The following is a 20,462-nucleotide window of genomic DNA, read 5'->3' on the forward strand; positions in this document are numbered from 1 at the left end:
GCGGCCGTCCGCGGGTCGGATAACGGGGTGGATGCTCCCGCGCGCACCCTCAGGCGTGCCGGCGAGCGCGGCGCGGGCCGGTGTAGCCGCGGTCCTCAGTGGGGACGCGCGACAGGATGGCCTGACGCAGGTCCTGCAGCAGCGACTGGCTCTCGCCGCGGTGCCGGCCCCGCTTGGCCTGCTTGGCGTCTTCGGCAGCGCGCTCGTATTCGTCGGTCATCATGAGGAACCTCCTGTGTGAGGACGGCACCTCGCGGTGCCGTCTGACCCACAAGACAGGGGGACGACCGGATCATGACGCGCCCTGTCAAGATTTTTTCTCGATATGTGGTCAGCTCTCGTTCCGAAGCTCGGGAACATCGGTGGCGTCGTCGAGTTCGTGCAGGTCACGGCCCTTGGCATCGGCACTGAGACCCTGCTTGCCGGTGGCGTCCTGCGGATGCACGACGCCCTCATAGGCGTCCATCTCGTCGAGCGCGGCGTCGTCGAGGCGTTCCCTGTCGATGTCGCGCGGGTCCTCACCAGGAGTGGCGCCGGGTTTCGTGCGGCGATCGTCGGTCATGGCGCGCACGTACCCAGCCGGACGCGTTCGCACGCGCCCGGGCTGCCCTCGCCGACGACGGGGCTACGGGGTGTCGCGCGGCGGGCGGCCTTCAGCGTCGGCGTCGGCGTCCGCGTCGACGTGAGCGCGCTGCTCGTCGTCCCACGCGTCTTCGGCGGCGGTGCGCTCACGGACGGTGCGCAGGCGCCGGTCCCAGGCGATGGACACCTGGTCGCGACTGCTGCGCAGCACGAAGAAGCTCACCAGCCCGGAGAGGACGAGCCCGAGGGCCACGAGCACCAGCCCGCGCAAGCCGACGAGCCAGAGCAGCGCCGCGATGATGACGAACACCAGCGCGCGCAACAGGGTGTAACGGAGAACGGCCATGACGTGACGGATTCTACGCCGCCCGGAGATCGGCAGGGCCGCCGCCCGTGGGTCGGGGGAAGCCCGGGCGACGGCCCCTGCCGATCACCCCGGGGCGGGTGGTGGCCTGGAGGGGCGGCTCGGCCGCTGCCCGTAGCCGGCCGCCGGTGTGGTGTTCGGAAGGACCATGGGTTGACACTATCGAACAGGTGTTCGAGCGTCAACCGCTGTCTCAGCCTCAGTCCAGCGGTGCGGGCCACTCGTGTGCCGGCAGCAGCTCGCGCAGCGGCGCCGCGCGGTCCCGTCCCAGCACGACCCGGGTGTCGAGGTTGTCCGGGTGCAGCTGACGGACGAACTCGCGGCACCGCCCGCACGGCGGCACCACGTACAGCACGCCGTCGTCGTCGCGCCACACCGCGACGATGGCGGCGATGCGTTCCTCGCCGCCGGTCACCATGGCGGCGATGGCGCTGTGCTCGGCGCAGAACCCGGTGCCGCACGGGGTGTCGATGCAGACGCCGTGGTACGCGTGGCCCCGATCGGTCACCAGCGTCGACGCGACGTCGCCGATCAGCCGGTCGCCGACGTGGCGGGGGTTGAGGTGCCCGGCGGCCGACGCGATCAGCTCGTCGTCGTTCACGCCTGCTCCTTGATGCGCGTGACCTGCTCGATCAGGCTGGCCGCGAGCTCGGGCAGCACCCCGGTCTGCCCGGCGACCCAGCGCTTGGCCACGAGGTTCGCCGGATACAGCAGGACGTCGCCGGGCTGCCCGTGCAGCGCCAGCTCGCTGCCGTGCTCGTCGGCCGCGACGACCCAGGCCAGCCCGGTCTGCCTGCGCAGGTGCTCGCCGAACCCGATGCCCAGCCGGTTGATCAGGCCGTTCGGGTCGGGCCGCTCGTCGGGCGACACCGACGTCCAGCCCCGCAACGCCGCGTCGTAGGCCGCGCCCAGCGCGACGATGTCGCCGTCGGACCGGCCGAGCTCGGTCAGGCTCTCGCTGACCCACGCCCGCTCCGCGTCGTTCAGGTCGGTGATCTCCACCATCGTGGCAGCCTACCCATGGCGAAAAGCGGAGGCTCGTCTCCGAACGTTCACCGTCTTGTCCTACGGTGACCCCCATGACTTCTTCCCCCATGAAGTTCGGGCTCTTCGTCCCCCAGGGCTGGCGGCTGGACCTCGTCGACATCGCTCCCAAGAGTCAGTGGGAGACGATGCTGCGCGTCGCCCAGCACGCCGACGCGGGGCCGTGGGAGTCGATCTGGGTCTACGACCACTTCCACACCACCCCGGTGCCGACCGAGGAGGCCACCCACGAGGCGTGGACGCTGATGGCGGCGTTCGGCGCGGCGACGCAGCGGGTGCGGCTGGGCCAGATGTGCACGTGCATGGCCTACCGCAACCCCGCCTACCTGGCGAAGGTCGCCGCGACGGCGGACATCGTGTCGGGCGGGCGGGTCGAGATGGGCATCGGCGCCGGCTGGTACGAGCACGAGTGGCGCGCCTTCGGGTTCGGCTTCCCGCGCGCCGGCGTCCGGCTGGCCATGCTCGACGAGGGCGTCGACATCATGCGGCAGGCGTGGACGAACGGGGTCGCGACGCTGGCCGGCGAGCACTACCAGGTCGACGGCGCGATCTGCCGGCCGCTGCCGTTGCAGGAGGAGGGCATCCCGCTGTGGATCGCCGGCGGCGGCGAGAAGGTGACGCTGCGCATCGCGGCGAAGCACGCCCGCGGCGCGCAGTACACCGGCTCGCGCAGCTACACGGCGTACACCAACTTCAGCGGCACGCCCGAGGTGTTCCAGCACAAGTCCGAGGTGCTGGCGCAGCACTGCCGCGACCTCGGCACCGACTACGACTCCATCACCCGCTCGATGAACTTCAACGTCATCATCGGCGCCGACCAGGCCGAGGTCGACGCCAAGCTGGCCCGCATCGAGGAGATCTACGGCCGGTTCATGACGCCCGACGTCGTGGCGGAGAAGATGCGGCCGTTCCGCGAGAACCCGACGGCCGGCACGCCCGAGCAGGTCGCCGACGCCATCGGGCAGTACCGGGACAAGGGCATGAGCTACGCCATCGGCTACTTCCCGGAGGCCGCCTACGACCTCAGCGGCGTCGAGCTGTTCGAGCGCGAGGTCATTCCGGCACTGGACTGAGCGTCAGGCCGGCTGATCACCCTCGACACCAGCGGCGACGAGTACACGACGGAGGTCGTGACGCTGCCGAGGGTGGCCAGCCGGCCGGCCAGCTCCTCGAGGTGGCGCATGGACCGCGCGGCCACCTTCAGCACGAAGCAGTCGTCGCCGGTGACGTGGTGGCACTCCAGCAGTTCCTGCGTGCGGTCCAGCTCGGCGTGCAGGGCGCGGTAGTTGCCGGACGGGTAGCGCAGCCGCACGTAGGCGATGACGGTGTAGCCGATGCGCTCGAGGTCGAGCTCGGCCCGGAAGCCGGCGATGACGCCGAGGTCGGTGAGCCGGCGGATGCGGTCGGCGGTGGCGCTGGGCCCGAGGTTGACGCGACGGGCCAGCTCGGCGACGGCGATGCGGCCGTCGCGCTGGAGGTGCTCGAGCAGCTGCCAGTCGACGCGGTCGAGGGCGGCGGCGGAATCGTCGGCCATGCCGCGACGATACCGGGCTTTCCCCGCCCGATCACCGCCAGCGACCCTTGATCACCCCTGCCGCAACCCACGACCGCCGCCGTAGCGTCGTTGCCATGACGACCATGATCCCGCCCGCGCCGCCGGCCGACGCCGCCGCGCACTTCGCCGCCCTGCTCGCGTACGAGACCGACTGCTGGGACGTGCACCACGCGCTGACGACCGGCACCGCGGACTTCGTCCTGCTCGACGTCCGCAGCCCGGAGGACTACGCCGCCGGCCACGTGCCCGGCGCCGTCAACCTGCCGCACGGGCGCATCGTCGAGCGCAACCTCGCCCAATGGCCGGCCGGCACCGAGTTCGTCGTCTACTGCGCCGGACCGCACTGCAACGGCGCCGACAAGGCCGCGCTCCGGCTGGCCCGGCTCGGCCGCCCGGTGCGCAAGATGATCGGCGGCGTCACCGGCTGGCTGGACGAGGGGTTCACGCTCCAGGCGACGTGAGCACCCGAGCCAGCTGCGCAGGGTCGGCGTTGCCGCCGGACACCACCGCCACCGCGCGCCCGAACCGGGCCGGCTCGGCCAGGAACGCCGCGGTCGTCAGCGCGCCCGTCGGCTCGGCCACGACGCGCCCGCGCAGGGCCAGCAGCCGCATCGCGGCCAGGATCGCGTCCTCCGGGACGGTGACGATCTCGTCGACGTGGCGGCGGATGTGCTCCCACGTCAGCTCGCCGACGACCGGAAGCCGGACGCCGTCGGCGATGGTCCGGTAGGTGTCGGCCGGGTCCCAGGCGACGCGCTCGCCGCGGGCCAGGCTGTCGCGGGCGTCGGCGGCCAGCTCGGGCTCGACGCCGACGACGCGGGTGCCGGGCGCCAGCGCCTTCACCGCGACGCCGATGCCCGAGATCAGCCCGCCGCCGCCCACCGGGACGAGGACGGTGCCGGCGTCGGGGCGGTCCGCGGCGATCTCCAGGCCGACCGTGCCGCCGCCGGCGATGACCCGCGCATCGTCGAACGGCGAGACGAACGTCAGGCCGCGCTCGGCGACCAGCTCGCGGACCCGGCTGTCGCGCTCGGGCGGCGGCACCATGACGACCTCGGCGCCGAGCGCCCGCGTCGCGGCGACCTTCACCGGCGCGGCGGCGTCGGGCATGACGACGGTGGCGGCGATGCCCTGCTCGCGGGCGGCCCAGGCCAGCGCCTGCGCGTGGTTGCCGCTGGAGTGCGTGACGACGCCGCGCTTGCGGGCGTCGTCGTCGAGCAGGGCGACGGCGTTGAACGCGCCGCGCAGCTTGAACGCACCGGTGGCCTGCAGGCCCTCCGGCTTCAGCCACAGGTCGCCACCGGACCACGCGGCCGGGATCAGGGGCGTGCGGACGGCGACGCCGTCGAGCCGCCGGGCCGCCGCGCGGACGTCGTCGAGACCGACCAGGCCGGGTGCGTCATCCATCGCAGCATCATCGCCTACGCACCCGGCGCGCGGGCGTCAGGCCCGCTCGGCCTGCCACATCCAGTACTGCTTCTCCAGCTCCTCGACGGCGTCGAGCAGGATGTTGTTGCTGACCGGATCGGCGTCCTCGACGTCGTGGGCGCGCTGGCGCATGCGGGCGATGATGCCGTCGTACAGCCCGACGAACGTCGCCACCACGTCGTCGTCGCGCACCCAGCCGGCGTCGAGCCGGGGCAACTGGGAGTCGCGGGCGACCGTCTCGGCGCGGCCGTCGGCCGGGCTGCCGACCGTCACCGACCGCTCGGCCACGATGTCGGCGTGCTTCCGCGCGGTGTCGACGACCTCGTCGAGCTGGAAGTGGACGGTGCGGAAACGCGGACCGGTGACGTTCCAGTGCGCCTGTTTGCCGGCCAGCGAGAGGTCGATCAGGTCGACGAGGGCGTCGCGCAGAGCCTCCGTCACGACCTTGTGGGCGTCGTCGGCGAGCGGGCTGTGGATCGGCGTCATGGTGGACCTCCTCGGTTCGGCTCTCCTGTGTCCGTAACCGATCCGCGGAGTTTCACCCGGTGGGTCAGCTGCCGACCAGCTCCGGCTCGACCTGGCGGTCCTCGAACCGCGTCGAGATGACCAGGGTGGTGCGGGTGCGCGCGACCCCCTCGATGCGGACCAGACGGCCCAGCAGCCGCTCGAGCCCTTCGACGTCGGCGACCCGGACCTTGAGCATGTAGGCCTCGTCGCCGGCGATGAACCAGCAGTCCTCGACCTCCGCGACGTCCTCCAGCCGCGCGCCGACCTCCTCGTGACCGGCGGAGTCGGACAGCACCAGCCCGATCAGCGCCGTCAGCCCCAGACCCAGCGCCGACGGTTCGACGGTGGCGCGGTAGCCGGTGATGACCCCGCGGTCCTCGAGCCGGCGCACCCGCTCCTGGACGCTCGGCCCGGACAGCCCCACCAGCCGGCCCAGCTCCGCGTACGACGCCCGGCCGTTGGCCCGCAACGCCGCGACAAGACTCGTATCGACGGTGTCCATGGCGCTCCATCCTCGCAGCGCCCCGGAGCGCGCCGCCAACGTGGTGGGGATCACCCGGTTCGAGATTGTCCCGTGACCTGGCCGTGACTTAGAATCTAAGGCACAAGGCCGCTTGTTGCCTTTGATTTGATTGAATTTCCTCACAGGGAGTGACGTTGTACGGCTTGGAGTACGCCCAGACCCGCATCGACGACCTGCGTCGGGAGGCGGAGAAGGCGCGCCAGGCAGCCGCCCTCCGCGCCGGCCACCGCACGCGCCGCCGGCTCTTCTCCTGACCCGCGCTCCGGCCGGACGACGCTTGCCCGGACAAGCGGAATCCGGTCCGGGGTGCGTCGCGCCCGGCGCACCACCTAGGCTGGTGGAAAGGAACACAGCTCGACCGGGGAGGTCGCACGGTGGGTCGGGTACTACCAATCGTGGTCGCCATAGCGCTGCTCGTGTACGCGCTGATCGACTGCCTGCAGACCGACTCCACCCGGTTCCGGTCGCTGAACCGGGTCGCCTGGGTGGCCATCATCGTGCTCATCCCGCTGATCGGGCCCATCCTCTGGCTGGTCATCGGCAAGGAGCGGGCCCGCCCGCAGCGCCCCACCGGGCCGCCCCCTCGTCCCCTCGCCCCCGACGACGACCCCGAGTTCCTGCGGCACCTGCGCGACAGCGACAGCAAGCACGAGCAGATGCTCAACCAGTGGGAGGCCGACCTCCGCCGGCGTGAGAGCGAGGTCCAGCGCAAGAAGGACGCCGAAGCGGCGCAGGCCGCCGAAGAGGCCGAGGCCCGCCGTCAGGCCGAGGCCCGCAAGCGCGAGGACGAAGCCCGCCAGCACACCGACGACGAGGACGACTCCCGCTAGTCAGCGGGCGCGCCGCTCCTCGGGGCGGCCGGGCCCCGGGTATGCCTGCCCGACGCGGTGACGGTGGCGCCAACAGTTGGCACCACCGTCAACACCCCCGACACCACTACCGGGCCCAGGGGCTCAGGCCGGCCGACGCCGCCGCCCCCGCGCAGGCTGTCGCCGAGGACGCTGCTGACCACGACCGTGCTGTGGCGCCCGCCGCCGACAACGCGGACGACTCCCTCTCGTCATCGGGCGCACCCTCGCCGGCCGGGGGCGACCGGACCGGCCGATGCCTGCCCAACGCAGTGACGGTGGCGCCAACAGTTGGCACCACCGTCAACACCCCCGACACCACCACCGGGCCCAGGGCGGGGGCTCGAGCGGTCAGAGGCCGCCGTAGGAGTGCAGGCCGTTGAAGAGGATGTTCACGCCGAAGTAGCTGAACAGCACCGTGCCGTACCCGACCAGCGCGACCACCGAGGCCTTCGAGCCCTTCCAGCCGGCGGTGGCGCGGGCGTGCAGGTAGGCCGCGTACGCCAGCCAGGTGATGAGCGCCCAGACCTCCTTGGGGTCCCAGCCCCAGTACCGGCCCCACGACACCTCGGCCCAGATGGCGCCGAGGATGAGCGGGCCGAACGTCCAGATCGGGAACGCGATGGCGGTGAGCCGGTAGCCGAGCCGGTCGAGCGCGACGGAGTCGGGGAGGGAGGCGCCGAAGCCGGTGGTGCGGCCACGGTCGGCGGCCCGCTCGGACACGATCTGCAGGGCGCTGACGACGGCGCCGACGGTGAACAGGCCGAACGCGATGACCGCGCAGCCGACGTGGATGACCAGCCAGTACGACTGCAGCGCCGGCTGCACCGGGCCGGGCGACACGTAGAGGAACGTGGCGGCGAGGCCGACGGTCATGAAGATCAGCAGGACGGCCCAGACGGCGACGACACGGCCGACGACGGTGCGGGCGAGGACGAGGAAGACGATCGAGGCGACCAGCGCGCCGGTGATGGAGAACTCGTACATGTTCGCCCACGGCGCCCGCTCGGTGCCCAGGCCGCGCATGGTGACGCCGACGGCGAGCACCAGCGTGGCCAGGCCGAACAGCCCGCGGCCGATGCCGCCCAGACGGTCGGCGCGCTGCACCAGCTCGGCGTCGCCGGGACCGGACGAGCCGGCCGGCGGCCCCGCAGGCGGGTCAGCGGGCGCATCGGAGCCAACGGCCGACGACGCGACGCCGATCAGCTCGCGCTCGGGGGCGGCCGCCGTGGTGACCGTGCGACGGCGACGGCTGTGGATGCCGGCCTCGGCACAGAAGGCCAGCCAGGACGCCAGGTACCCGAGCGTGGCCACGACGACGACGTAGCGGCTCCACTCGGCGACGGCATCGAGGTCCATCAGTCTTCCCTCTTTCCTTCCGCGCCGCCCAGGCGCAGCAACAGCCCGTCAGTGATGGCACCGATCTCGTCGGCGAGGCGGTCGCCCGCCGAGCCCTCGGCCCGGTGCAGCCCCGCGACCTCGACCACGGTACGCCCCTCCGGTCCGACGCTCGCACGCACCCAGGCCCGGCGCCGCCGCACGTACAGTGAGCCCATCAGCCCGACCACCGCGAGCACCCCGCCGACGAGCGCCAGCTCGCGGCCGGAGTTGCGGCCGATCTGCAGGTTCACCCAGGTCACGTAGCCGTCGAAGGTGATGTAGCGGCCGTCGGGCAGCTGGGCGGTGTCGCCGACGGCCAGGCGGGACCGGAACGGCTCGCCGCCGGCCTCGTACTGCTCCATGTCGGTGGTGTCGAGGCGGTACACCGACTGCGGCTGGCCGTCGTCGAGTCCGAGGTCGCCGTGCCACGCGGTCAGGTACATCTCGGGGTTGCGCGCGCCGGGGAAGATCGAGCGTGGGCCGTTCTGGTCGAGGTAGGCCGTGGGCAGGAAACTGCCCTGGATGCCGATGTCGTCGCCGTACTGTGGCGGCACCTCGACCTTGACGACGCCGGTGGACGTGAAGCTGCTGTCCTCGGGCAGGAACGGCACCGGCCCCTCGGCGAGGATCGTCTCGCCGTCGGCCGCCCGGACGGTGAACGCGGGGGCGTAGCCGGGGTTGATGATGTGGATCGAGGTGCCGTCGATGGTCAGCGGCTCGTTGACGCGGATCGTGTGCGTCTCGGGCTCCGCACCCGGCTCGGGCACCACCGTCACCGTCGCCTCGTAGTGCGACGGCTGGCCCATCTGGTTGCCGGCCTCGATGAACTCCATGCTGAACGCGTCGACGTCCATGGAGAACGGCGGCAGGTCGTCGGTGTCGAACAGCGCGCCGGCGGACAGGCTGTCGAACTGGATGACCTGGTTGGAGAACCCCGTGCCCTCCGGCACCAGCACCGTCGCCCGGTAGCTGAACAGCCCGCCCAGCGCGACCGCCAGCAGCACCACCACGACGGACAGGTGGAACAGCAGGTTGCCGGTCTCGCGCAGGTGACCGGTCTCGGCCGCGACGGAGTCGGCCTCGCCCTCGACGGGACGGCGCAGCCGGAACCGCCGCGACCGCAGCTCGGCGCGGGCCACCGCGAGCACCTCGTCGGGGGTCGCGTCGACCTCGACCTTGCGGTAGGCCGGCATCCGCGTGAGCCGTTTCGGCGCCTTCGGCGGCTGCGCCCGGACCGCCTTCCAGTGCTGCCACAGGCGCGGCAGGATGCAGCCGACCAGCGACACCATGAGCGCGATGTAGATGGCGGCGAACCAGGGCGCGGAGTAGACGTCGAACAGGCCGAGGCGGTCATACCACTCGGACAGCGTGGGGTTGCGGGCGCGGAAGTCGCGGACGTTGAGCGGGTTGACGTCGCTCTGCGGGATGATCGAGCCCGGAATGGCGGCGACGGCCAGCAGGAACAGCAGGATCAGCGCCACCCGCATGGAGGTCAGCTGCCGCCACGCCCAGCGGGCCAGCTCCAGCCCGTGCAGCGGCGGCGGCCGGTTGTCGACCGGCGGGCGGGTGTCCATCTGCGTCGTCATCGTGTGCCCATCTCTACACCGCCACCTCGAAGCCGCCGATCCAGCCCTGCATCGACGTCATCAGTTCGTTCCACAGCCCCGTGACCAGCAGGACACCGAGCACGATCAGCATGATCCCGCCGGCCCGCATGAACGCCTGCTGGTGCTTGCGCACCCACTGGAACCACCGCGTCGCCCGCTGGTAGGCCAGTGCGGCCAGCAGGAACGGGATGCCCAGCCCCAGGCAGTAGGCGAACGACAGCAGCGCGCCGCGACCCGCGCTGGCCTCGGTGAAGGCCAGCGCCTGGACGGCCGCCAGCGTCGGCCCCATGCAGGGCGTCCAGCCGACGCCGAAGACGGCGCCCAGCAGCGGGGCGCCGGCCAGGCCGACCGCCGGGCTCGCGCCGGTGTGCCAGTCGCGCGACAGGCCCGGCAGCCAGCCGGCGAACAGCAGGCCGAGCCCGATCGTCACGACGCCGAGCACCCGCATGATGATCTCGCCCTGCTCCAGCAGCAGCGACCCCAGCCCGCCGAAGAGCAGCCCGTACGAGACGAACACCACGCTGAAGCCGAGGATGAACAGCAGCACCCCGGCCAGCAGCCGGCCGCGCCGTCCGGACGCCAGTTCCGCGCCGGACAGCCCGGTGACGTAGCCCAGGTAGCCGGGGACCAGCGGCAGCACGCACGGCGACAGGAACGAGACCAGCCCGGCCAGCACCGCCACCGGCACGGCCAGTGCCAGCGAACCGGTCAGGACGGTGTCGCCGAAGGAGCTCACGGTGACTCAGCGGTGCCTTCCGCCGCGGGCGTCTCGGCCGCGATCTCGCCGACGATGTCGGTCAGCGACGCCTCGCCGATGGCGCCGAGGATGCGCGCCGCGATGCGTCCCTCGCGGTCGATGACCAGCGTGCTCGGGATGGCCTTCGGCGGGACGGTGTCGCGGAACGAGAGCAGCGCGTCGCCCTTGGGGTCGTAGACGCTCGGGTAGGTGATGCCGAACTCTTCCTCGAACTGCTGCGCGGGCCGCTCGCCGTTGGGCTCGCGGACGTTGACGCCGACGAACTGCACGCCCTGCGGGCCGAGCACCTCGTAGGAGGCCTGGAGGTCGGGCGCCTCCTTGCGGCACGGCGGGCACCACGAGCCCCAGATGTTGAGGACGACGACCTCGCCGAGCTGGTCGGCCAGCTGGAAGTCGCCGCCGTCGAGGAGGTCGCCGCCGAACTCGGGCGCGGCGTCGCGCTCGGCCGGGTCGAAGATGCTGATGGTGCCGTCGCCGGCGATGTAGCCGGCCTGGTTGCCGTTGTCGCTGCGCTCGACCTGGCCGTCGGAGCAGCCGGCGAGGGCGAGCACCGCCACCGCCGCGAGCACGAGCGGGCGGCGCATCAGGCACCCGCCGTGAAGGGCTTGCCGGCCTGCGGCAGCAGGTCGCCGGCCGGTTCGCTGTAGGCGACCGAGACGATGGTGTCGTCCTCGTACGTGACGGTGGTGAGGCTGGCCAGCGAGCACTCGCGCCGGCGTGGGTCGTGCCAGAGCCGGCGGCCCTCGATGAAGCTGCGTGCCGTCCAGATCGGCAGCTGGTGCGACACCATGACGACCTCGTGGCCGGCGGCGTCGCGGCGGGCGTCGCTCATGGCGGCCAGCATGCGGGCGGCGATGTCGCGGTACGGCTCGCCCCACGACGGCGTGAACGGGTTGCGCAGGTGCCGCCAGTGCCGCGCGTGGCGCAGCGAGCCGTCGCCGACGCCGAAGGTCATGCCCTCGAAGACGTTGAGCGCCTCGAGCAGGCGGTCGTCGATGCGGACGTCCAGGCCGAGCGTCTCGGCGAGCGGCGCGGCGGTCTCGCGGGCCCGCTCGAGCGGCGAGCTGACCAGCAGCGTGATGTCGCGGTCGGCGACGGCGGCGGCGACCCGTTCGGCCATGGCCCGGCCGAGGTCGGACAGGTGGTAGCCGGACAGTCGGCCGTAGAGCACCTTCGACGGGTTGTGCACCTCGCCGTGGCGCAGCAGGTGCACCCGTGTCAGCTCGCTCATGCGGCGTCCACCCCCGCGGCGGCCGCGGCGGCCGCGGGCAGTGCTTGGGCGATGCGGTCGACGGCGCGGGAGTCGTGCGCGGCGCTGACGAACCACGCCTCGAACGCCGACGGCGGCAGGTACACGCCGGACTCGAGCATGGAGTGGAAGAACGCGCCGAACCGCGCCGTGCTGGTGCGCTTGGCGGCGGCGAAGTCGGTGATCGGCCCGTCGTCGGGGGCGAAGAAGACGCTGAACAGGTTGCCGGCGTACTGGACGCGGTGCGGCACGCCGGCCGCCGTCAGCGCCTCGCCGGCCAGCGCGCCGATGCGCCGCGCCGTGGCGTCGAGGTGCGCGTACACCTGGGCGTCGGCCAGCCGCAGCGTGATCAGCCCGGCCGTGGTGGCGACCGGGTTACCAGACAGCGTGCCGGCCTGGTACACCGGTCCGGCCGGCGCGAGCAGCTCCATGACCTCGGCCGATCCGCCGAACGCGGCGGCCGGGAAGCCGCCGCCCATGACCTTGCCGAAGGTCGTGAGGTCGGGCGTGACGCCGTCGAGGCCGTGCCAGCCGGACCGCGACACCCGGAAACCGGTCATGACCTCGTCGAGGACGAGCAGCGCGCCGTGCTCGTGCGCGGTGTCGCGGAGGAACGCGTTGAAGCCGTCGGCGGGGGCGACGGCGCCCATGTTGCCGGCCGCGGCCTCGGCGATGACGCAGGCGATCTGGGCGCCGTGCTCGGCGAACGCGGCCTTGACCGCGCCGGTGTCGTTGTACGGGAGGACGATGGTGTCGCCAGCGCTGGCGCCCGTGACCCCGGGGGTGTCGGGCAGCGCCAACGTCGCGACGCCGCTGCCGGCCGCGGCCAGCAGCGCGTCGACGTGCCCGTGGTAGTGGCCGGCGAACTTCACGACCTTGCTGCGCCCGGTGGCGCCGCGGGCCAGCCGGATGGCGCTCATGGTGGCCTCGGTGCCGCTGGAGACCAGCCGGACCTGCTCGACGCTGGTGCGGCCGACGATCTCTTCGGCCAGCTCGACCTCGGGCTGGGTGGGCGTGCCGTAGGACGTGCCGAGCGCGACCTGAGCGCGGACCGCCTCGACCACCGCCGGGTGGGCGTGGCCGAGGATCATCGGCCCCCACGAGCCGACGAGGTCGACGTACTCGCGGCCGTCGGCGTCGTAGAGGTAGGGTCCGGTGGCACGCTGCATGAACCGGGGTGTCCCGCCGACGGCGCGGAACGCCCGCACCGGCGAGTTCACCCCGCCGGGCGTGACGGCCCGCGCACGGTCGAAGAGCTCCGCGCTGCGCGGCACGTCGTCGTTGGTCACCGCGTCATTCTCGCAAGTGGCCCGAGCAGCCCGAACGCCGCCCCCACGACGTCCGGGCCGCCCGCTCCCGAGGCCGTCTCAGCGCCGCAGCTGCGACCCGAGGAACAGTGACTCCGACTGGCCGGTGGCGTTGCCCTTGCCGGTCCCTTCGACGGCCGACGTGGTCATGGCGAAGGTCAGCGTGGCGTGTGCCGCGGCGTCGGACATCTCGTCCAGCGCCTGCTGCGACACGTTGCCGATGTCGTCGCACTCCTGGTGGTAGCAGGGGTCGTACGCGACGCCCGCCGTGCCGCCGTAGATCGCGGCTTCCTCGGCCGTCTTCACGCCCTCGGCGCCGGTGAACAGGCCGCCCGCAGGGATGCCGGCGCTGATGAACGCGTCGTAGTCGGAGCGCCCGTCGAACGCGGTCGGCTCGGTCTCGAGGCCCTGACCGGCGAAGTAGCCGGTGAACACGTCCTCGACGACGCCCGACCCGGTCGATCCGAGCGAGTCGGTGTCGGACGCGTCGCCGTCGTAGACGAAGCGCACGTAGTTCGGCGAGCCGACCATGTCGAAGTTCAGGTTCACCGCGGTGTTCTTGAGCTGGCGCGGGGTGAGCGAGTCGACGTAGAACTGCGAGCCGATCAGCCCGGACTCCTCGGCGCCCCACCACGCGAACACGATCTGGTTGCGCGGCGTGACGTCCAGCTCGGCCAGCTGCAGGGCGATCTCGAGGTTCTGCGCGGACCCGGACCCGTTGTCGTTGATGCCCTCGCCGGCGGAGACGGAGTCGAGGTGCGCGCCGACGACGACCTGCCGGTCACCGCGCCCCTCTCCGGTGGTGGCCAGCAGGTTCGCCGTCGGCACGTCGTGGGTGATCAGCGTCGAGGTCTCGACGTGCACCGTCACCGGCCCCGCCTGGGTGCGCGCGTAGAGGTCCGCCCCGACGGCGAAGCTCGCGCCGAGCACCGGGATGGTCGCCTCGGTGTCGGCGCCGAGCGTGCCCGCGACGGCCTCGGTGCGCCCCTCCTGGCCCTCGTTGAAGATCACGACGGCGTCGTAGCCGGCGGCCTGCGCGTTGACCGCCTTCACGGTGAAGTCGCAGGTCCCGCGCTGGATCAGCGCGACCTGGGGCTCGGTGGCCGACGCCGGGACGAAGTCGGCGGGCTCGCAGCCGCTGCTCGACCCGGGCTGCGCCGGCGGCGGGATGAGGACGTCGGTGGTCGGCACCAGCGTGCCGGTGACGTCGCCGCTGCCGGAGTACTCCATGGTGAGGAAGTCGTCGCCCTCGGCGTACGTGGCGGGGTCCGGCGCGACGCGCTCGAACGTCGGCGCCGCCAGCTCCTCGAACGTGTCGAACAGGAACGACTGCACGGTCGTGTCGTAACCGGCCGCCTCCAACTGGTCCTGGACGTACGCCAGCGAGGCGTCGTAGCCGGGCGTGCCGGACGCCCGGGTGCCGCCGTTCGCGTCGGCGATGTCCTGGAACGCCTCCAGGTGTTCCGTGATCCCCGCCGCCGTCACGGCGTCGCGCAGGTCGGTGCTGTCAGTCGGCTTGGCCGCCCCCGCCAACGGCGCGGTGACCAGAACGATCGCGGCCGTGGCCGCCACGGCGCATGCTGCGTTCCGCCTCATCTCGGCTCCCCAGTTCGTGGTGTCCTGGAGGGTCCTGCGGAACCCCGTTCTGGGGGTGGAGGCTACGCCTGCCCCGCCACATGCGGAACCCCCTGTGGCCGCACGAATCTGCGGCCGCAGGGGGTTCGGCGGGGTGGGTCAGCGGCCGACGGCTGCCTCGACCCGCTTGCCGAGCGTCTCGTCGACGCCGCGCCAGTAGGCGTAGACGCGCTGGCGCAGCTCGTCGATGGTGACGTTGCCGACGTGACCGGCGATGTTCGCGACCAGGCGGTCGCGGGCGGCGTCGTCGAGGACCTCGCGGACCAGCGTGCCGGCCTGGCCGAAGTCGTCGTCCTCGGCGTGCAGGGTGGCCGCGGCGCGCACCATCTCGCCGTCGGACTCCCAGCCGGCGTCGCCGACCAGCGACGGCTCGGCCGCCGGGCCGCCGTGGCTGTTCGGGGCGTACACCGGGCGCTCCGGCGAGGCGTACGAGAACCGCATGGCGCCGTCCTTCGCGTACGAGTTGACCTCGTTCTTCGGCGCGTTGACCGGCAGCTGCGCGTAGTTGGTGCCGATGCGGTACCGGTGCGCGTCGGCGTAGGAGAAGATGCGGCCGAGCAGCATCTTGTCGGGGCTCGCGGCGATGCCGGGCACGAAGTTGCTCGGCTCGAACGCGGCCTGCTCGATCTGCGCGAAGTAGTTCTCCGGGTTGCGGTCGAGCCGCAGCGTGCCCACCTTGATCAGCGGGTAGTCGGCCTTCGGCCACACCTTCGTGAGGTCGAACGGGTTGAACCGGTAGCTCGCGGCGTCGGCGTACGGCATGACCTGCACGTGCACCGTCCACGAGGGGGCGTCGCCGCGGGCGATGGCCTCGTAGAGGTCGCGGATGTGGTGGTCGGCGTCCTCGCCGGCGATGCGGTCGGCGTCGGCCTGGCTCAGGAACTCGTGGCCCTGGTCGGTGCGGAAGTGGTACTTCACCCAGAACCGCTCGCCACCGGCGTTGATCCACTGGTACGTGTGCGAGCCGAAGCCGTCCATGTTGCGCCACGTGCGCGGCAGCCCGCGGTCGCCCATCAGCCACGTGACCTGGTGCGCGCTCTCGGGCGACAGCGTCCAGAAGTCCCACTGCATGTCGTGGTCGCGCAGGTTGGAGCCCGGCAGCCGCTTCTGCGAGCGGATGAAGTCGGGGAACTTGATGGTGTCGCGCAGGAAGAACACCGGGGTGTTGTTGCCGACGAGGTCGTAGTTGCCCTCGGTCGAGTAGAACTTCAGCGCGAAGCCGCGGGGGTCGCGCCAGGTGTCGGGGCTGCCCTGCTCGCCGGCGACGGACGAGAACCGCGCCAGCGCCTCGGTGCGGGCGCCCGGCTGGAACAGCGCCGCCTTGGTGAACTGGCTGACGTCCTCGGTGACCTCGAGGACGCCGAAGGCGCCGCCGCCCTTGGCGTGCACCACGCGCTCGGGGACCCGCTCGCGGTTGAACTGGGCCAGCTTCTCGACCAGGTAGTGGTCGTGCAGCACGATCGGCCCGTCCGGCCCGACCGTCAGCGAGTGGGCGTCGCTGGCCACCGGGGCGCCGGAGTTGGTGGTCGAGTGCGGCGTAGAACTCATGCATTCTCCTCGTTCGCTGATTGACAGGCGGGGCACAGCCCCCAGAAGGTCACCTCGGCCTCGTCGAGGACGAAACCGTGCGTGTGCTCGGGCGCCAGGCACGGCGCCACCCCGGAGCAGTCGACGTCGGCGATGACGCCGCAGCTCCGGCAGATCATGTGGTGGTGGTTGTCGCCGACCCGGGTCTCGTAGCGCGCCGCCGACCCGGCCGGCTCGATGCGGCGCAGCAGCCCCGCCTCGGTCAGCGCGTGCAGGACGTCGTACACGGCCTGTGTGGAGACGGCGCCGAGCGAGCTGCGCACGTGCCGCGCGACGGTGTCGGCGTCGGCGTGCGACTCGCGCTCGAGGGCGACGAGCACGCCCACGCGGGGCGCGGTGACCCGCAGCCCGGCCGCACGCAGCCGCACCGCGGCGTCGTCGCGGAGCTGCTCGTCGGCGGGCATGATCCGATCCTCGACGCTTTTCTGGAATCAGTCAAGTAAGCGTCCGATTCCAGTGTTTTGCCGGTTCAGTCGGCTTCGGGCGGCCCGGCGTCGGGGTGCCGGCGCAGGTGCACGAGGCTGCCCAGCAGGCCGCCCCAGACGATGACGATGGCGACGATCAGCATGACGACCGCTCCGGTGCTCATGCCCGCTCCCTTCCGCCGACGGTCTCGAGTTCGGCCGGGACGAAGGTGTCGCGGCCGCGCCAGGGGAACAGCGACAGCAGCACGCCCAGTACGGCGGCGCCGATGGCGACGCCCCAGCCCACGGCCAGCAGGAAGCCGTCGGAGTAGCCTGCGTAGTTCTGGTCGAACTCCTGGCGCAGGCTGTCCCAGAGCATCCAGCCGAGCATGACCGGGGTGACGACGCCGAGCGCCACCTGCCACCACCCGCCGAGCCGGACCGTGGACGTGAGGTTCGCGTGCGCGCGCAGCGACGGCAGCAGCCGCAGCCCCCACGCCACGACGACCACGACGACGAAGGCGGCCAGGACGATGCCGTACTGGTTGATGAAGTGGTCGGCGACGTCGAGGTAGTGCAGGCCCTGCGCGGTCGGGAAGATCAGGATCGAGATCAGCGCGATGCCGCCGCCGACCGTCAGGACCGCGGGGAGGCGGCGCATGCCGGTGCGGTCCTGGGTGGCCGACACCACCACCTGCACGATGCTGATGAGCGACGTGACGCCGGCGATGACCAGCGAGGCGAAGAACAGCACGCCGAACAGCCCGGCGCCGCTGGTGAGGGTCGAGATGATCTGCGGGAAGGCGATGAACGCGAGGCCGATGCCCGACTGCGCCACCTCGTCGACGGCGACCCCGGAGGAGGCGGCCATGAAGCCCAGCGTGGCGAAGACGCCGATGCCGGCCAGGATCTCGAACGAGCTGTTCGCGAACCCCGCCACCAGCGCCGACCCGGTGAGGTCGGACCGGCGGTGCAGGTGCGAGGCGTAGGTGATCATGATGCCGAACCCGACCGACAGCGAGAAGAAGATCTGCCCGTACGCGGCCACCCACACGCTGCCGTCGGTGATGGCGTCCCAGTCGGGCGAGAACAGCGCGTCGAGGCCCAGCGCGGCGCCGTCGAGGAAGAGCGCCCGCACCACCAGCACGAGGAACAGCACGACCAGCAGCGGGATGAACACCCGGTTGGCCCGCTCGATGCCGCGCCGCACCCCCAGCGCCAGCACGACCAGCACGAACGCCCAGACCGCGACCAGCGGCCAGAACACGCCGGACACGTACGACGTGATGGCGCCGGGTTCGCCGACCTCGAGGAACTCGCCCAGCAGGAACGCCTCGGGGTCGTCGCCCCAGTCCTGGCTGACGGAGAACCCGATGTAGCGGGCCGCCCAGGCGATGATGACGGCGTAGTAGGCGGCGATGACCACGCAGATGCCGACCTGCCACCAGCCGAGCACGCTCGCCCGCCGGTGGATGCGCCGGAACGCCAGCGGCGGCGAGCCGTGGTAGCGGTGGCCGATGGCGTACTCGAGCACCAGCAGCGGGATGCCCGCGGTCAGCAACGCCACCAGGTACGGCAGCAGGAACGCGCCGCCGCCGTTGTCGTAGGCGACGTAGGGGAACCGCCAGATGTTGCCCAGGCCCACCGCCGAGCCGATGGCCGCCAGCAGGAAGCCGGCCCGGCTGCCCCACTGCTCCCGTTGGTGCTGCACTGTCACTCCTCGCTCGCGTGACAGTCGACCTTACCGGGCGAAACCGACAGCGTGAACCTCGTTTGCGCCCGCGGCGGGTGGGAACGACTCCAGCATGTCGACCCTGGCACCGATCGCCCATCGCGCCGTCGCGATCGACGGTCTCGAGATCTTCTACCGAGAGGCCGGACCGCCCGACGCGCCGGTCGTGCTGCTGCCGCACGGATATCCGTCGTCGTCGTTCCAGTACCGCGGGTTCATGGCCGCGCTGGGCGACCGGTGGCGGCTGGTCGCGCCGGACTACCCCGCGTTCGGGTACAGCGCGCAGCCGCCGCGAGAGGAGTTCGACTACACCTTCACCGGCTACGCCGACGTCCTCGACGCCTTCCTGGCGAAGTTGGCCATCGACCGGTTCGCGCTGTACCTGTTCGACTACGGCTCGCAGGTCGGGCTGCAGCTGGCGATGCGGCGGCCCGAGCGCGTCGCCGCCCTCGTGATCCAGAACGGCGACGCCTACGAGCACACGCTCGGCCCGAAGTACGAGCTGTTGCGCCGCTACTGGGCGACGCCGACGCCGCGGCTGCGTGCACGCCTGGAGGACGCGGTCACCGAGTCCGGGCTGCGCGAGGAGGTGCTCGGCGAGGTGCCGCCGCACGTCGTCGAGCGCATCTCACCGGACCTGTGGCGGCAGGCGTGGGTGCGCATGTGCGAGCCCGAGAACCGGGCGATCATGGTCGACCTGTTCGCCCAGATCCAGGACAGCGTCGCGCTGTTCCCCGACTACCAGGCGTACCTGCGCGAGCACCGGCCGCCGACGCTGATCGTGTGGGGCCCGCACGACGGCTACATGCCGGCCGAAGCCGCGCACGCCTATCTCGCCGACCTCCCCGACGCCGAGCTGCACGTGCTGCCCGACGCGGGCCATTGGCTGATCGAGACGCACCTGGGCGAACTCGTGCGGCTGACCCGCGACTTCCTGGCGCGGGTGCACGTCGAGGGTGCTCAGCGGGCGGCGCGCAGCCAGTGGGAGGCCTCGACCGCCCAGTAGGAGAGCACGATGTCGGCGCCGGCCCGGCGGATGGACGTCAGCGCCTCCATGACGGCGCGGTCGCGGTCGATCCAGCCGCGCTCGGCGGCGGCCTGGATCATCGCGTACTCGCCGGAGATCTGGTAGGCCGCGACGGGGACGTCGACGAGGTCGCGGACGCGGACGAGCACGTCGAGGTAGGACATGGCCGGCTTGACCATGACCATGTCGGCGCCCTCTTCGATGTCGAGGGCGGTCTCGCGCAGCGCCTCCAGCCCGTTCGCGGGGTCCTGCTGGTACGTCATGCGGTCACCGGTCAGCGACGACTCGACGGCCTCGCGGAACGGGCCGAAGAACGCCGACGCGTACTTGGCGGCGTAGGCCAGGATCGCGACGTCGGTGTGCCCGGCCGCGTCGAGCGCCGCGCGGGTGGCGCCGACCTGGCCGTCCATCATGCCGCTCGGCCCGACGACGTGCACGCCGGCCTCGGCCTGGGCGACGGCCATGCGGCCGTACACCTCGAGCGTCGCGTCGTTGTCGACGGAGCCGTCGGGGGCCAGCACCCCGCAGTGGCCGTGGTCGGTGAACTCGTCGATGCAGAGGTCGGCCATGACGACGGTCGCGTCGCCCACCTCGGCGACGACCTCGCGGATCGCCGCGTTGAGCGGGCCCTTCGGGTCCACGCCGCCGGAGCCGACCGCGTCCTTGCGCTCCGGGATCGCGAACAGCATCAGCCCGCCGACCCCGGCCTCGGCCGCCTCCAGCGACGCCTTGCGCAGCGACTCCATGGTGTGCTGCACGACGCCGGGCATGGACGAGATCGGCCGCGGCTCGGTGGCGCCCTCGCGGACGAACATCGGCAGCACCAGGTGGCGCGGCTCGAGCGACGTCTCGGCGACGAGCCGGCGCATGGCCGGCGTGGTGCGCAGCCGACGCGGCCGGATCTGCGGGTAGCCCATGCCGGTGTC

26 protein-coding genes are annotated in these 20,462 nt (G+C 72.1%); 5 read left to right on the forward strand and 21 right to left on the reverse strand.

Annotation, left to right across the window (positions count from 1 at the left end; all coding sequences use genetic code 11):
* Window positions 1–49: 49 nt before the first annotated feature.
* The 5 genes from BLV02_RS36585 to BLV02_RS18820 all read right to left on the reverse strand — a co-directional run bounded on the left by BLV02_RS36585 (window position 50) and on the right by BLV02_RS18820 (window position 1,951).
* Complete coding sequence (locus BLV02_RS36585; RefSeq protein ID WP_171906898.1) at window positions 50–223, reverse strand: hypothetical protein; 174 nt, start codon at window positions 221–223, stop codon at window positions 50–52.
* 108 nt (window positions 224–331) lie between these two features.
* Window positions 332–562: a hypothetical protein gene (locus tag BLV02_RS18805; protein WP_069114901.1), complete on the reverse strand. Its 231-nt coding sequence runs from the start codon at window positions 560–562 to the stop codon at window positions 332–334.
* Between the two features lie 63 nt (window positions 563–625).
* Window positions 626–928: a DUF4229 domain-containing protein gene (locus BLV02_RS18810; RefSeq protein ID WP_069114902.1), complete on the reverse strand. Its 303-nt coding sequence runs from the start codon at window positions 926–928 to the stop codon at window positions 626–628.
* A gap of 217 nt (window positions 929–1,145) precedes the next feature.
* Complete coding sequence (locus tag BLV02_RS18815) at window positions 1,146–1,547, reverse strand: cytidine deaminase family protein (protein ID WP_069114903.1); 402 nt, start codon at window positions 1,545–1,547, stop codon at window positions 1,146–1,148.
* A complete protein-coding gene (locus tag BLV02_RS18820) occupies window positions 1,544–1,951 on the reverse strand; it encodes a DUF3806 domain-containing protein (protein ID WP_069114904.1) in 408 nt (135 codons plus the stop codon). The genes BLV02_RS18815 and BLV02_RS18820 overlap by 4 nt, the downstream gene beginning before the upstream one ends.
* A gap of 89 nt (window positions 1,952–2,040) precedes the next feature.
* Here BLV02_RS18820 and BLV02_RS18825 point away from each other — a divergent pair, with 89 nt between their 5' ends.
* Window positions 2,041–3,063: an LLM class F420-dependent oxidoreductase gene (locus BLV02_RS18825; RefSeq protein ID WP_069114905.1), complete on the forward strand. Its 1,023-nt coding sequence runs from the start codon at window positions 2,041–2,043 to the stop codon at window positions 3,061–3,063.
* Here BLV02_RS18825 and BLV02_RS18830 read toward each other — a convergent pair.
* Window positions 3,006–3,524, reverse strand: coding sequence for an Lrp/AsnC family transcriptional regulator (locus BLV02_RS18830; protein WP_069114906.1), 519 nt, complete (start codon window positions 3,522–3,524; stop codon window positions 3,006–3,008). The genes BLV02_RS18825 and BLV02_RS18830 overlap by 58 nt on opposite strands.
* Window positions 3,525–3,619: 95 nt before the next feature.
* On the opposite strand from BLV02_RS18830, the gene BLV02_RS18835 reads away from it, so the two are divergent.
* Window positions 3,620–4,006, forward strand: a complete 387-nt coding sequence (locus BLV02_RS18835) for a rhodanese-like domain-containing protein (RefSeq protein ID WP_069114907.1) — start codon at window positions 3,620–3,622, stop codon at window positions 4,004–4,006.
* Here the strand turns inward: BLV02_RS18835 and BLV02_RS18840 are convergent.
* From BLV02_RS18840 to BLV02_RS18850, 3 genes are all read right to left on the reverse strand, one after another.
* A complete protein-coding gene (locus BLV02_RS18840) occupies window positions 3,987–4,952 on the reverse strand; it encodes a threonine ammonia-lyase (RefSeq protein ID WP_069114908.1) in 966 nt (321 codons plus the stop codon). The two genes, BLV02_RS18835 and BLV02_RS18840, sit on opposite strands and share 20 nt — an antisense overlap.
* Window positions 4,953–4,988: 36 nt before the next feature.
* Window positions 4,989–5,459 carry a Dps family protein gene (locus BLV02_RS18845; RefSeq protein ID WP_069114909.1) on the reverse strand — a complete coding sequence of 157 codons (471 nt, stop codon included), beginning with the start codon at window positions 5,457–5,459 and terminating at the stop codon, window positions 4,989–4,991.
* 64 nt (window positions 5,460–5,523) lie between these two features.
* Window positions 5,524–5,982: an Lrp/AsnC family transcriptional regulator gene (locus BLV02_RS18850; protein WP_069114910.1), complete on the reverse strand. Its 459-nt coding sequence runs from the start codon at window positions 5,980–5,982 to the stop codon at window positions 5,524–5,526.
* Window positions 5,983–6,131: 149 nt separating this feature from the next.
* Between BLV02_RS18850 and BLV02_RS38060 the strand changes: the two genes are divergently transcribed.
* Entirely contained in the window at window positions 6,132–6,257 is a 126-nt protein-coding gene (locus BLV02_RS38060; protein WP_281243408.1) for a hypothetical protein, read from the forward strand.
* A gap of 141 nt (window positions 6,258–6,398) precedes the next feature.
* Window positions 6,399–6,833, forward strand: coding sequence for a PLD nuclease N-terminal domain-containing protein (locus BLV02_RS18855; protein WP_069114911.1), 435 nt, complete (start codon window positions 6,399–6,401; stop codon window positions 6,831–6,833).
* Between the two features lie 369 nt (window positions 6,834–7,202).
* On the opposite strand, the gene ccsB is transcribed toward BLV02_RS18855, so the two are convergent.
* The 11 genes from ccsB to BLV02_RS18910 form a co-directional block, all read right to left on the reverse strand.
* Window positions 7,203–8,210: a c-type cytochrome biogenesis protein CcsB gene (gene ccsB / locus BLV02_RS18860; RefSeq protein WP_069114912.1), complete on the reverse strand. Its 1,008-nt coding sequence runs from the start codon at window positions 8,208–8,210 to the stop codon at window positions 7,203–7,205.
* Complete coding sequence (gene resB / locus BLV02_RS18865) at window positions 8,210–9,817, reverse strand: cytochrome c biogenesis protein ResB (RefSeq protein WP_074946524.1); 1,608 nt, start codon at window positions 9,815–9,817, stop codon at window positions 8,210–8,212. Before resB ends, ccsB begins: the two co-directional genes overlap by 1 nt.
* A 13-nt stretch (window positions 9,818–9,830) precedes the next feature.
* The gene (locus tag BLV02_RS18870; protein ID WP_069114914.1) at window positions 9,831–10,574 is read right to left on the reverse strand and encodes a cytochrome c biogenesis CcdA family protein; all 744 of its coding nucleotides are present in this window, start codon (window positions 10,572–10,574) and stop codon (window positions 9,831–9,833) included.
* Window positions 10,571–11,179, reverse strand: coding sequence for a TlpA family protein disulfide reductase (locus BLV02_RS18875; RefSeq protein ID WP_069114915.1), 609 nt, complete (start codon window positions 11,177–11,179; stop codon window positions 10,571–10,573). Before BLV02_RS18875 ends, BLV02_RS18870 begins: the two co-directional genes overlap by 4 nt.
* On the reverse strand, window positions 11,179–11,826 hold the full coding sequence (locus tag BLV02_RS18880) for a histidine phosphatase family protein (protein WP_069114916.1): 648 nt from the start codon (window positions 11,824–11,826) through the stop codon (window positions 11,179–11,181). The genes BLV02_RS18875 and BLV02_RS18880 overlap by 1 nt, the downstream gene beginning before the upstream one ends.
* Complete coding sequence (gene hemL, locus BLV02_RS18885; RefSeq protein WP_069114917.1) at window positions 11,823–13,133, reverse strand: glutamate-1-semialdehyde 2,1-aminomutase; 1,311 nt, start codon at window positions 13,131–13,133, stop codon at window positions 11,823–11,825. Before hemL ends, BLV02_RS18880 begins: the two co-directional genes overlap by 4 nt.
* 78 nt (window positions 13,134–13,211) lie before the next feature.
* Window positions 13,212–14,747, reverse strand: a complete 1,536-nt coding sequence (locus tag BLV02_RS18890; protein ID WP_069114918.1) for a M28 family peptidase — start codon at window positions 14,745–14,747, stop codon at window positions 13,212–13,214.
* A gap of 138 nt (window positions 14,748–14,885) precedes the next feature.
* Entirely contained in the window at window positions 14,886–16,334 is a 1,449-nt protein-coding gene (locus tag BLV02_RS18895; protein WP_069114919.1) for a catalase, read from the reverse strand.
* Window positions 16,331–16,777 (reverse strand): Fur family transcriptional regulator, encoded by a 447-nt coding sequence (locus tag BLV02_RS18900; RefSeq protein WP_069114920.1) that lies wholly within the window; start codon window positions 16,775–16,777, stop codon window positions 16,331–16,333. The genes BLV02_RS18895 and BLV02_RS18900 overlap by 4 nt, the downstream gene beginning before the upstream one ends.
* A 65-nt stretch (window positions 16,778–16,842) precedes the next feature.
* The gene (locus BLV02_RS18905) at window positions 16,843–16,962 is read right to left on the reverse strand and encodes a methionine/alanine import family NSS transporter small subunit (RefSeq protein ID WP_083289211.1); all 120 of its coding nucleotides are present in this window, start codon (window positions 16,960–16,962) and stop codon (window positions 16,843–16,845) included.
* Window positions 16,959–18,488, reverse strand: a complete 1,530-nt coding sequence (locus BLV02_RS18910) for a sodium-dependent transporter (protein WP_069114921.1) — start codon at window positions 18,486–18,488, stop codon at window positions 16,959–16,961. Before BLV02_RS18910 ends, BLV02_RS18905 begins: the two co-directional genes overlap by 4 nt.
* Window positions 18,489–18,582: 94 nt before the next feature.
* Between BLV02_RS18910 and BLV02_RS18915 the strand changes: the two genes are divergently transcribed.
* On the forward strand, window positions 18,583–19,515 hold the full coding sequence (locus BLV02_RS18915) for an alpha/beta fold hydrolase (RefSeq protein WP_069114922.1): 933 nt from the start codon (window positions 18,583–18,585) through the stop codon (window positions 19,513–19,515).
* On the opposite strand, the gene hemB is transcribed toward BLV02_RS18915, so the two are convergent.
* Window positions 19,470–20,453, reverse strand: a complete 984-nt coding sequence (gene hemB, locus BLV02_RS18920; protein ID WP_069114923.1) for a porphobilinogen synthase — start codon at window positions 20,451–20,453, stop codon at window positions 19,470–19,472. The genes BLV02_RS18915 and hemB overlap by 46 nt on opposite strands.
* Window positions 20,454–20,462 lie beyond the last annotated feature (9 nt).

The organism is Jiangella alba, assembly GCF_900106035.1.
Lineage (GTDB): Bacteria > Actinomycetota > Actinomycetes > Jiangellales > Jiangellaceae > Jiangella > Jiangella alba.

Coding starts and splice junctions, on each gene's coding strand:
- BLV02_RS18830 (WP_069114906.1), bottom strand. CDS start 3,524: ATGGCCGACGATTCCGCCGCCGCCCTCGACCGCGTCGACTGGCAGCTG.
- BLV02_RS18835 (WP_069114907.1), top strand. CDS start 3,620: ATGACGACCATGATCCCGCCCGCGCCGCCGGCCGACGCCGCCGCGCAC.
- ccsB (WP_069114912.1), bottom strand. CDS start 8,210: ATGGACCTCGATGCCGTCGCCGAGTGGAGCCGCTACGTCGTCGTCGTG.
- hemB (WP_069114923.1), bottom strand. CDS start 20,453: ATGGGCTACCCGCAGATCCGGCCGCGTCGGCTGCGCACCACGCCGGCC.
- BLV02_RS18905 (WP_083289211.1), bottom strand. CDS start 16,962: ATGAGCACCGGAGCGGTCGTCATGCTGATCGTCGCCATCGTCATCGTC.
- resB (WP_074946524.1), bottom strand. CDS start 9,817: ATGACGACGCAGATGGACACCCGCCCGCCGGTCGACAACCGGCCGCCG.
- BLV02_RS18820 (WP_069114904.1), bottom strand. CDS start 1,951: ATGGTGGAGATCACCGACCTGAACGACGCGGAGCGGGCGTGGGTCAGC.
- BLV02_RS18825 (WP_069114905.1), top strand. CDS start 2,041: ATGAAGTTCGGGCTCTTCGTCCCCCAGGGCTGGCGGCTGGACCTCGTC.
- BLV02_RS18850 (WP_069114910.1), bottom strand. CDS start 5,982: ATGGACACCGTCGATACGAGTCTTGTCGCGGCGTTGCGGGCCAACGGC.
- BLV02_RS18900 (WP_069114920.1), bottom strand. CDS start 16,777: ATGCCCGCCGACGAGCAGCTCCGCGACGACGCCGCGGTGCGGCTGCGT.
- BLV02_RS18915 (WP_069114922.1), top strand. CDS start 18,583: ATGTCGACCCTGGCACCGATCGCCCATCGCGCCGTCGCGATCGACGGT.
- BLV02_RS18880 (WP_069114916.1), bottom strand. CDS start 11,826: ATGAGCGAGCTGACACGGGTGCACCTGCTGCGCCACGGCGAGGTGCAC.
- BLV02_RS18890 (WP_069114918.1), bottom strand. CDS start 14,747: ATGAGGCGGAACGCAGCATGCGCCGTGGCGGCCACGGCCGCGATCGTT.
- BLV02_RS18810 (WP_069114902.1), bottom strand. CDS start 928: ATGGCCGTTCTCCGTTACACCCTGTTGCGCGCGCTGGTGTTCGTCATC.
- BLV02_RS36585 (WP_171906898.1), bottom strand. CDS start 223: ATGATGACCGACGAATACGAGCGCGCTGCCGAAGACGCCAAGCAGGCC.
- BLV02_RS18875 (WP_069114915.1), bottom strand. CDS start 11,179: ATGCGCCGCCCGCTCGTGCTCGCGGCGGTGGCGGTGCTCGCCCTCGCC.
- BLV02_RS18840 (WP_069114908.1), bottom strand. CDS start 4,952: ATGGATGACGCACCCGGCCTGGTCGGTCTCGACGACGTCCGCGCGGCG.
- BLV02_RS18805 (WP_069114901.1), bottom strand. CDS start 562: ATGACCGACGATCGCCGCACGAAACCCGGCGCCACTCCTGGTGAGGAC.
- BLV02_RS18895 (WP_069114919.1), bottom strand. CDS start 16,334: ATGAGTTCTACGCCGCACTCGACCACCAACTCCGGCGCCCCGGTGGCC.
- BLV02_RS18845 (WP_069114909.1), bottom strand. CDS start 5,459: ATGACGCCGATCCACAGCCCGCTCGCCGACGACGCCCACAAGGTCGTG.